The organism is Edaphobacter sp., from assembly GCF_035532915.1.
Taxonomy (GTDB): domain Bacteria; phylum Acidobacteriota; class Terriglobia; order Terriglobales; family Acidobacteriaceae; genus Edaphobacter.
On the sequence record NZ_DATKQC010000463.1, the window covers coordinates 1 to 8,977 of the forward strand.

Consider the following 8,977-nt stretch of genomic DNA (forward strand, 5'->3'; position numbering starts at 1 on the left):
CAAAGAGCAATTGAGCGTCGACCCTGCTGGCGCGCCAGCTCTCGGAAAATCCGCCGAGCTCGTGATCCCTGTTATGATTGCGTTCCCCGTCCCATCGACAGCGATCGAGGACGCTATATTTCCGGTGGATCCGCCCAGATAAGTCGAATAGATCAACGTCGTCCCTGTCGGATCGAACTTAGTGACGAAGGCGTTCTGGCAGCCCGACCCGTTGACGCAACCCGCCATTTTCTTCTGCTCCGGGTTCTGGAGCGGAAAATCCGTGGAACTCGTGAAGCCCGTAAGCAGAACATTCCCCGCCGCATCTGTTGCCAGTCCGGTCGGAATATCGGAGCCTGTCCCGGCCAAGTAAGTCGAAAACACGAGGACGGGGTCGATTATTAACGGGCGTGAGCGATCGAATCTGCCTATCCGAAAGCGCACGGTCCCGTCTTTGTCCAGCGCCAATTCGGATTCGACCACTACACGCTTCCCAGCAGTTGTCTGGTATGCCGCAGGTTTTCGTATCAGAAGCTCGGAGTTTTCGCTACTCACAACCAGGTTGCCGTCGCGCAAATGCAGGCTGGAAGCCCCCTTGAGGCGCAATGCAATGTGCCCCGGATCGGCTCCTGGGTTCACGATGAAGTCGTGCTCCAGCTCCGTGCCGTTGCCGTAAAACACTAGATCAATTCCTGGATAAATGTCTCTGTATCTCACGCGCGAATAGAGCGGCACCCCCGTTATCCACTTTCCGGGATCGTCTCCGACGAAATAGTTGGCATGTCCGGCTAACTTGTCCTGCCCGTCTGGCTGCCCGTTTCGCCCGGCAAACATAAGCTGTAAGGTGCTCCGCCCGCGACTTCTTCCCGTAAACACAAACTCAACTCCCTTGGCAGAAAACAGTGCGGCCATCCCTTCGCGGTGAAACACGAATCCCACCCCAGCGGGCGCTTGCCCGTGATTGGCCTCAAATGAGAAGGGAATGGAATGAATCGCTGACGGCTTCTTGCTATCCGCACGGGAAAGGGTGATCGAGAGGAGGACGGCCCCGCTCAGAAGAATCCATGGACGTTTCATAGTCAGCACTCCGGAGAGTTATCGGGGAAGCAGCTACGAGTCTATCACTCTGCAGGGAGCCTTCCAGGAATGGGCACAGTCTTTTGGGGTGAACCCCTCGGTTGAGACAAACTGCAATTGGCACTTACCCTGAGCTGAATTCACCTGCTCAAGGTGGTACTTTTCAGGTTTTCAGTGCTGCGCTTAGATTTCCCCGCGTATGCCGTCGAAGAAAAGTGTACCCCGCTGCAACACACACTGGGCCGCGTATAAGTACATTGCGGCCGACCAGGTTTGCCAATCCCGGCCGCTTGGTTTGCCGGTTTGGGCATGAATCCATTCGTTGAAGCCCCACTCCGCTGCGTTTTCATGCCACGGCTTGACGAGTTCTGTCAGGGCCAAGAGTTTTCGCTCTGCCAGATCCATCTGTCCTGCTGCCACGCACGCCGAGACGTAGAAGCCACAAATGAACGGCCACACACCCCCGTTGTGATAGTCGCCAGGCCGGTTATATCGCTCGTATCGTGGCAGCCAATCCGCATGATGGGGCAGAATGTACGGAAACAGGCAGGGCGGCAGATCCACGGCAAGCTCTCCGCGGCCCCGCATGGCCTCGCACTCGGCTTCAATCCACGTCAACATGTTCGTGGCCCACTGAGGTGAAGCAATCCCGGTCAGAATCGCCAGACTGTTGCCGAGCAAGTCAAACCGGTCGCTGCTCATCACCTTGTACGAATACAGAGCGTAGTAGGGCGCGGTTGGCTCGACAAGAGCCTCTTGCTCATAGGTATTCTTCAATTCGCCACTGACTTCCAAACGGCTCATTAAACTGCGCAGTTGCTCAGCAGACTCGTGCTCCCCATAAAGACGAAGATACGCATAGACAATCATGTTCACGTACAGCCCGTATCCCATCACGTATTGTTCATCACGCCAGTCGCTGGTGGGCAACTGTGCGACCATTACCCTGTCATCTGGGCTCTGATACAGCATCCACTTCTTGGCCTTCTCCGCTGCCTCACGGAGGAACTCCGGCTGGTTCCTCGATATTCTGTAGAGAGCCAGCCCGAAGAGGAAGAGCGGAGTCGAGTCACTGGAGCCGCGGTTTGCGGGATCGTGGGCCAGAGATGGGATGTGGCCATGCATTGTCTGATTATTAGCAAGCGATACCAGAGTGCGTTCCAGAGCGTCTGCAAGTTGCTCGTTGCCGGTGGCCAGAAAGCCGAGAGCTGAAATCATCAGGTCCCGAGTGTAGGGTTCCGGGTACCCCCAACCAGCGGTGCGGGGCAGTCCTTCAAATGGTCCCTGTACGTTATGCAGCAGGATTTGTAGGGCGGCTTCTTTAGCCAGCTCAATGGAGGCTAGCGACTTTTCGTCGAATGACATAGATTCCTCAATTGCGTGTTGGATTGGAAGGCCGGCCGTCGCCGCCTCGTTGCCTTTTACTTGATACCCAACCGGTCGGATACGATCTCCACAAATTGCCTTGCAACCTGGCGATAGTCGAACAACTCGACCACGCGCTTGCGGCCTGCTTCTCCCATGCGCTGCCGTAGCGCGCTGTCCTTCATGAGTAAAAGAAGGTACTTGGCGATGTCGGGAACACTGGCTCGATATTCAGCAGTGCGCGGATTTGGAAACACGATTCGATGAGTCTTCTCGTAGTCGTGCCCTTCGCCGTACAGCGCCTCGGTAATCTTTCTTTCCTCTGCGATTTTCGCCAGGAATGCCGTCTCGCCATGCACCATCGTGTCACGAAATGCCATGGCATCGATTGCGATCACGGGCTTTTCGCAGGCATTCGCCTCAACCTGAATCATGCCAAAGCCCTCGAGTCGTGAAGGGGCAGCGTAGATGTCGCAGGCAGACAACAAGTAAGGCATAAAGTTTTGCGAGACAACATTGGTGGAGTAAATGACCTTTTCGCTGATTCCCAGATCCGCCGCCAGTTTGAGGTCGATCAGGTTCTGTTGCTCAGTACGTGATTGAGGCCAAACCTTGCAGACGTATCTCCAGTCGGGGACCTCGCCATCGATCAGCGCCAACGCCTGCATGACCTCCTGAGCCCCCTTGGATGCGCCGTCGCCACCAGCGGTCAGAATCATCAACTGATCCTTCGATATTCCAAACTCCTCGCGGATCGATTGCACCTTTACGTCGCCCTGGCTATGCGGCTTGTATCGATCCGTGCCGCAACCCACCGGCAACACCACGATATTGTCTCCGCAGATGCCATCTCTGACGTACACCTCCTTCACCCAATTGGAGGTGACCAGGATCAGGGGCAGAGCATTGAGTACGTCACGATGTTCTGCAATATAGCCATCGGCCACGAGCCACGGCACGGCCTTCATCCCAAATCGCTGGGGATGCAGAACCAGGTTTGGGATATGGCCCCAGAACCCCACGCCGACTACGACATCTGGCTTAAACCAGCGATAGTACCACTCCTTTTCCAAATCCGATTCCAGGTGTACCGGATGAACATCCACGCCCATCTCGGAAAGGCCTTTGCATAACAACTCACCTTGGAGGGCCAAGCCAGCCGCCGGCGCCGGATATTCGCTCAATACGAGTACCTTCACGATTGTTGCTCCCTAATTGCTGTGCGCTTTGCTGCCGCCTGTGCTGAGTCAAAGCACCAGAATCCTTCTTCGCGAGGAACGGTCATCGCTTCCCAGCTGTCGACGCCATACCCGTAAACGTCCGTAATCAGCCGGCGCTTTTCGAGCCAGACGTTCTCTGCCAACACGTCACGTTGATCTGCATCGTTGCGAACCCGAGGCAAGTACGCGTGCCCTCCATCTTCGTAAGCAAATAGCGATAGGCGGTTTGTGGCGATGTTACCCGATCGCCAAAGGTCAACGACGCTTCGGCAGCACTCCTCATGCCGACGATGACGTGTGTACTCGCCACGCGGACCATGTGTGAGGATCAAGCTGTAACTGTTTCCAGCCAATAATCTGGTTATCGTTGCCTGAATCTGTTCGATTGGCAGCGGCACTTGGTCCGGCCCATCATCCAGATCCGCCATCTCGCCCACCGCGCCCAATTGCTCCAGAACCTTGCGGAACTTTGGTGCACGGTCTGGATCGGATGCCCTGCAAAGAGTCACAACGCGCCAATCAAATTCCGGATGGGCGAGTATGTACCCGCCGCACCAGAGCGTCTCGTCGTCCGGGTGGGCGACTACAACTGCGGCCCGCAAGCGCGAACCGGATATCACCTCATCGAACTGGACCGGGGGCATTGTTCTCCAGGGATACTGTTAGAGACGCCTAGGTGTGAACCGATTCAGCATCAGAATTGTAAAATCTCTTCTGACGTCGGCTCGCGCAAATAGTCCCAGCTAAAACCCTTTCATAGCGGCTGTGGACATATCTGGTCATTAAGGATCAGGGCGGCAAACTCCCTTCGCCCAAGCCCGTGTCGGACGACCAGGTTTCGTCGGGGATTCATATCTTTGTCGTCCGCAATCTCAGCGCATTTGCAATCACCGAGACCGAGCTGAAACTAATGGCGGCCGCCGCAATCATTGGATTGAGAAGCAAGCCGAATGCAGGGAAGAGTACGCCGGCGGCAAGCGGCACCCCAACTACGTTGTAGGCGAACGCGAAGAACAGGTTCTCGCGAATATTGCGCATTGTGGATTTGCTCAGATGACGAGCGCGGAGAATGCCGCGTAGGTCGCCCTTCAACAACGTGATGCCGCCAGCTTCCATCGCCACGTCGGTCCCGGTCCCCATGGCAATGCCTATGTCAGCCAGCGCGAGCGCGGGCGCATCGTTCACGCCGTCGCCGGCCATCGCGACCACGGAGCCTTTTTGCTGACGTTCCTTGACTACCTCCGCCTTCTTTTGCGGAAGTACATTGGCCTCAAACTCGATGCCGAGCTTTTCCGCGACAGCTTTGGCTGTGGTCGCGTTGTCTCCAGTGACCATGATGACTGTCAGACCGGCTGCCTTGAGCTCTCGAATCGCATCCGGTGTGGAATCCTTGATTGGATCGGCGACGCCCACGATGCCGGCGGCTTTGCCATCCACGGCAACCAGCATCACCGTCTGGCCCTCCTCGCGCAGAGCTTCGGCCCGATCAAGCAAAGGGCTGGGATCGACGGACAGGTCGTGGAACAACTCCGCATTTCCGACTGCAACCTGCTTGCCAGAGACGGTTCCCTTCACACCTTTGCCGGTCGTGGAGTTAAATCCGGCGACATCGGACAGAGAAAGCTTCTTTGCCTCGGCCCCCTTGACGATGGCTGCCGCCAAAGGATGTTCGCTGGAGCGCTCAAGGCTGGCGACGAGCTGGAGCAGGTCGTTTTCACTGATTCCAGGCTGGGGAATGACGGCGCTCAGCGACGGCTTGCCTTCAGTCAGGGTTCCCGTCTTGTCGATGATGAGTGTGTCAACCTTGCCGAATATCTCCAGCGCCTCCGCATTACGGATGAGGATGCCTGCGCGAGCTCCGCGACCAGTGCCCACCATGATGGCCATGGGGGTGGCTAGCCCAAGAGCACAGGGGCAGGCAACGATCAGAACGGCCACGGCATTTACGAGCGCATGCGCGAAGCGCGGCTGCGGCCCGACAAAGTACCAGACGATAAAGGTTATAACGGCCGAAACAATGACGGCCGGAACAAAGTACGAGGAGACGCGGTCTGCCAGCCTCTGAATCGGCGCCCGTGACCGCTGAGCTTCGCTGACCATCTTTACGATTTGCGCCAACAGCGTGTCGGCGCCGATACGTTCCGCGCGCATCACGAATCCGCCGGTTCCATTCACGGTTCCCGCCGTGACTTTCGCGTCCTTGTCCTTTTCAACGGGGATCGGTTCTCCGCTGATCATCGATTCATCGACGGAACTGTGACCTTCAAGCACAGTGCCATCCACCGGCACTTTTTCTCCGGGCCGTACGCGAAGCCGGTCACCAACTTGCACTTGTTCGAGCGGTACGTCCGCTTCGTCGCCCTCGTCGTCAAGCCGCATTGCCGTCTTGGGAGCCAGGCCGAGAAGCGCGCGAATTGCACCGCTGGTTTGGCTGCGGGCACGCAGTTCCAACACTTGGCCTAGCAGAACCAGTGCAACGATAACTGCGGACGGCTCACAATACACATCGATCTGCCCTCCGGCTCCACGAAGCGACGCCGGAAAGATCTGAGGAATGACGGTACCAAAGACGCTGTAAATGTAGGCCGTTCCAGTACCCAAGGCAACCGGCGTAAACATGTTTAGGCTGCGATGCACCAGGGATTGCCAACCCCGGACAAAGAATGGCAACCCACACCAGAGGACCACCGGACTTGCCAGCGCAAACTCGATCCAGGCCCAGACTCTTGCCGAGAACATGTGTTGCATAGGCATTGAGGGCAGAAATCCGGAGACCATCAGCGCGAGCATCGGCACGGCGAGCGCGACGCTGATCCAAAACCGCCTCGTCATATCGATCAGTTCCGGATTGGTTTCTTCGGCAGCGACCTCTCGAGGTTCGAGCGCCATTCCACAGATTGGGCACGACCCCGGTGCATCGCGTAAGATCTGCGGGTGCATTGGGCAGGTATATTCTCTTCGCTTGGATGGTGTGGTGACTGTCACCGGTTCTAGCGCCATGCCACACTTCGAGCAGCTGCCCGGGCCAGCTTGTTTGATCTCCGGATGCATTGGACATGTGTATTCGCCTTGGGGCGCGGTCTTCGCATTCATCGGGGAGGAAGATGAATTCGGATTGCTCCGAGCGTAATTTTCTGGTGCTGCCCGGAACTTTGCCGCACAACCCTGGCTGCAAAAGTGAAAAGTGACACCCTGATATGCAACGCTCGCGGCGGCATTCGAGGGGTCGACCTCCATCCCGCACACGGGATCGTGCTCTTGAGCTTGTGGAATTGTGCGATCATGGCTGGTTTCACTCATCCAATTACACCTCGATCGTGAAGCCCTGCTTTTGGGCGACTGTCTTGATCAATCGGGAAAACGTGCCGTAGTGCTGCGCCATGTTTGCCGACCATGACAGCCCGTCGGCGCGCCCAGTCTTCTGCCAATACTCCTTAAGCGTCCGGTCGTAGGCGTCAATCGCAGGCTTCAGCACTTCGGGATGATATGTTTCCTCGTGGCGGAAGCTCTCGATGGCCATGCGGGGCTTTTGTGAAGACTCTTCGGCGACGTATCCAAGCACGACTCCGTCTACTGGGAATGTGTTCGTCGGCGACCGAAGCTTGAAGCCAGTTCTGCTCGATTCAGAAGACAACCTCCGCCTTTACGACTGCCAGCCGCCGCCGAGGGCCTGATAGAGCTCGACCAGCGCCGTTAGAACAGCACCGCGATCCGAAGCCAGAGTAATCTCACCGCTGAACAGGCTCTCTTCGGCGGTAAGTACATTCAAGTAAGTATCGACGCCGCCCTGGTAGCGCAAGTTCGCCAGATGCAGAGAATCCTGTTCGGCCTTGACCAGCGCTTCCTGTGCCGTCAGTTGCTGCTGCGTGCGGGTATAGGCGATCAGCGCATCGTTTGCCTGCTGAAACGCGGTGAGCACCGTGCCCTGATACGCGATGAGAGCCTGCTGGCGCTGGGCCTGGGTCACTCTCAAATTACCGGTCAGACGTCCACCAGTGAAGATGGGCTGGGTAAGGCTCGCTACGGCCGTCCATACCAGAGACGGGGCAGATACGATGTGCGATAACGCGGCGCTTTCCGTCCCCCCCGAACCGGTAAGGGAGAGTTGAGGAAAGAATTCGGCTGTAGCAACATCCTCAGCGTCATAAGCAGCAGCCAATGTATGGGCAGCTTCGAGTACATCGGGGCGCCGCACCAGCAGCTGCGACGGCAGACCCGCGGGAACTGATGGCGGCAGCGGCTGATGGGCGACATCGAGACCGCGCGGAGTGGCCGTTGGATTTTCCCCGAGAAGGATGCTGAGAGCGTCCTCTTCCTGTCCAATCTGCTTCTGCAGTGATGGAATCTCGGCCAGCGCGGTATCCAGCGCCGTCTGCGCCTGTTTCACGTCGAGTTCCGACGTAACACCGCCCTCATAAAGCTGCTGGGTAAGCTTCAAAGAAGCTTGATAAGCCTTCACCGTATCCTGCGTCTGCTGCAACTCGAGGTCAAGCGTCCGCAGCGCGAGATAGCCCTGCGCAACATTGCTCACCACGGTCAGGACAACATTGCTGCGCGCCTGTTCAGTGGACAGCAGATTCTCGCGGGCCTCAGCGGTGGCCTGCCGATATTCACCCCGGAAGTCGGAGACATAGGAGAGGCTGCCTGTCAGCGTGTAGAAGCGGACCGTCTGCGATTTGGTTGAGCTATTGCCCCCCGTGCCGCCCTGTATCTTCTCGCCCGTAAAACCCGGGCCTGCGGAGATCTGCGGAAGCTGCACTGATCGCGCCACCATGACCTGCGCTTGTGCCTGCATGATCTGTGCTGCAGCCGTGCGGATGTCGATGTTATGCGCCAACGCTGTCCGGATCATTTGCTGCAGGACCGGATCTTTCAGCAGTTCCCACCACTTCTCATTCCCCAGTGAGGAGCTTTCGCTTGCCGGCATTCGCCAGTTATCGGGAACCGGAGCGACCGGGGGCTTGTAGCGGGGTCCGACGACACAACCCTGGACCATGAGCAGAAGACCTGGAAACAGAACGCCTTCGAGCAGGAGAGCGATGAGCGCCGGACGGGTGCTGCTCAACATAAGTAAGTATCCACCGGCAGAGCCGGTGGCTTTACGGTTGCTGGCCCCTCAAAGGGGCCTTTTCGCAACCGTCCGAAGCAAAAGCAAGAACAAAAGCAAAAGCGGCTCTTGACGAGAAAGTGTAAAGGTCATCGTTTTACGCGGCTTTCTGAAAAGCGACAAGTTGGGTTCTTGTGGCGGCCAGCCGTTGCGCTTTCAGGAGCAGGTAGTTGAGGTTGCGGTAGCCGCGTCCGCGTCGCAACAGTGCTTTGATGTTACCGTTGACCGC

General features: G+C 57.4%; 7 protein-coding genes. All 7 read right to left on the minus strand.

Annotated elements, in window-relative coordinates; translation table 11 throughout:
• Positions 1-1,056: SBBP repeat-containing protein (locus tag VMU57_RS21655; RefSeq protein ID WP_325387246.1), on the minus strand; the 1,056-nt coding region annotated here is incomplete at its 3' end.
• Positions 1,057-1,239: 183 nt separating this feature from the next.
• Positions 1,240-2,421: a glycoside hydrolase 100 family protein gene (locus VMU57_RS21660; protein WP_325387247.1), complete on the minus strand. Its 1,182-nt coding sequence runs from the start codon at positions 2,419-2,421 to the stop codon at positions 1,240-1,242.
• Positions 2,422-2,477: 56 nt separating this feature from the next.
• Positions 2,478-3,620 (minus strand): glycosyltransferase family 4 protein, encoded by a 1,143-nt coding sequence (locus tag VMU57_RS21665; protein ID WP_325387249.1) that lies wholly within the window; start codon positions 3,618-3,620, stop codon positions 2,478-2,480.
• Positions 3,617-4,243 carry a PIG-L deacetylase family protein gene (locus tag VMU57_RS21670; RefSeq protein ID WP_325387251.1) on the minus strand — a complete coding sequence of 209 codons (627 nt, stop codon included), beginning with the start codon at positions 4,241-4,243 and terminating at the stop codon, positions 3,617-3,619. Before VMU57_RS21670 ends, VMU57_RS21665 begins: the two co-directional genes overlap by 4 nt.
• Before the next feature lie 247 nt (positions 4,244-4,490).
• On the minus strand, positions 4,491-6,941 hold the full coding sequence (locus VMU57_RS21675) for a heavy metal translocating P-type ATPase (RefSeq protein WP_325387253.1): 2,451 nt from the start codon (positions 6,939-6,941) through the stop codon (positions 4,491-4,493).
• Between the two features lie 4 nt (positions 6,942-6,945).
• A complete protein-coding gene (locus tag VMU57_RS21680) occupies positions 6,946-7,275 on the minus strand; it encodes a hypothetical protein (protein ID WP_325387255.1) in 330 nt (109 codons plus the stop codon).
• 9 nt (positions 7,276-7,284) lie between these two features.
• Positions 7,285-8,709, minus strand: coding sequence for an efflux transporter outer membrane subunit (locus VMU57_RS21685; protein WP_325387257.1), 1,425 nt, complete (start codon positions 8,707-8,709; stop codon positions 7,285-7,287).
• Between the last annotated feature and the right edge of the window lie 268 nt (positions 8,710-8,977).

Excerpts from the sequence above, each read along its gene's own strand:
- VMU57_RS21675 (WP_325387253.1), bottom strand. The coding sequence starts at position 6,941 with ATGAGTGAAACCAGCCATGATCGCACAATTCCACAAGCTCAAGAGCAC.
- VMU57_RS21685 (WP_325387257.1), bottom strand. The coding sequence starts at position 8,709 with ATGTTGAGCAGCACCCGTCCGGCGCTCATCGCTCTCCTGCTCGAAGGC.
- VMU57_RS21660 (WP_325387247.1), bottom strand. The coding sequence starts at position 2,421 with ATGTCATTCGACGAAAAGTCGCTAGCCTCCATTGAGCTGGCTAAAGAA.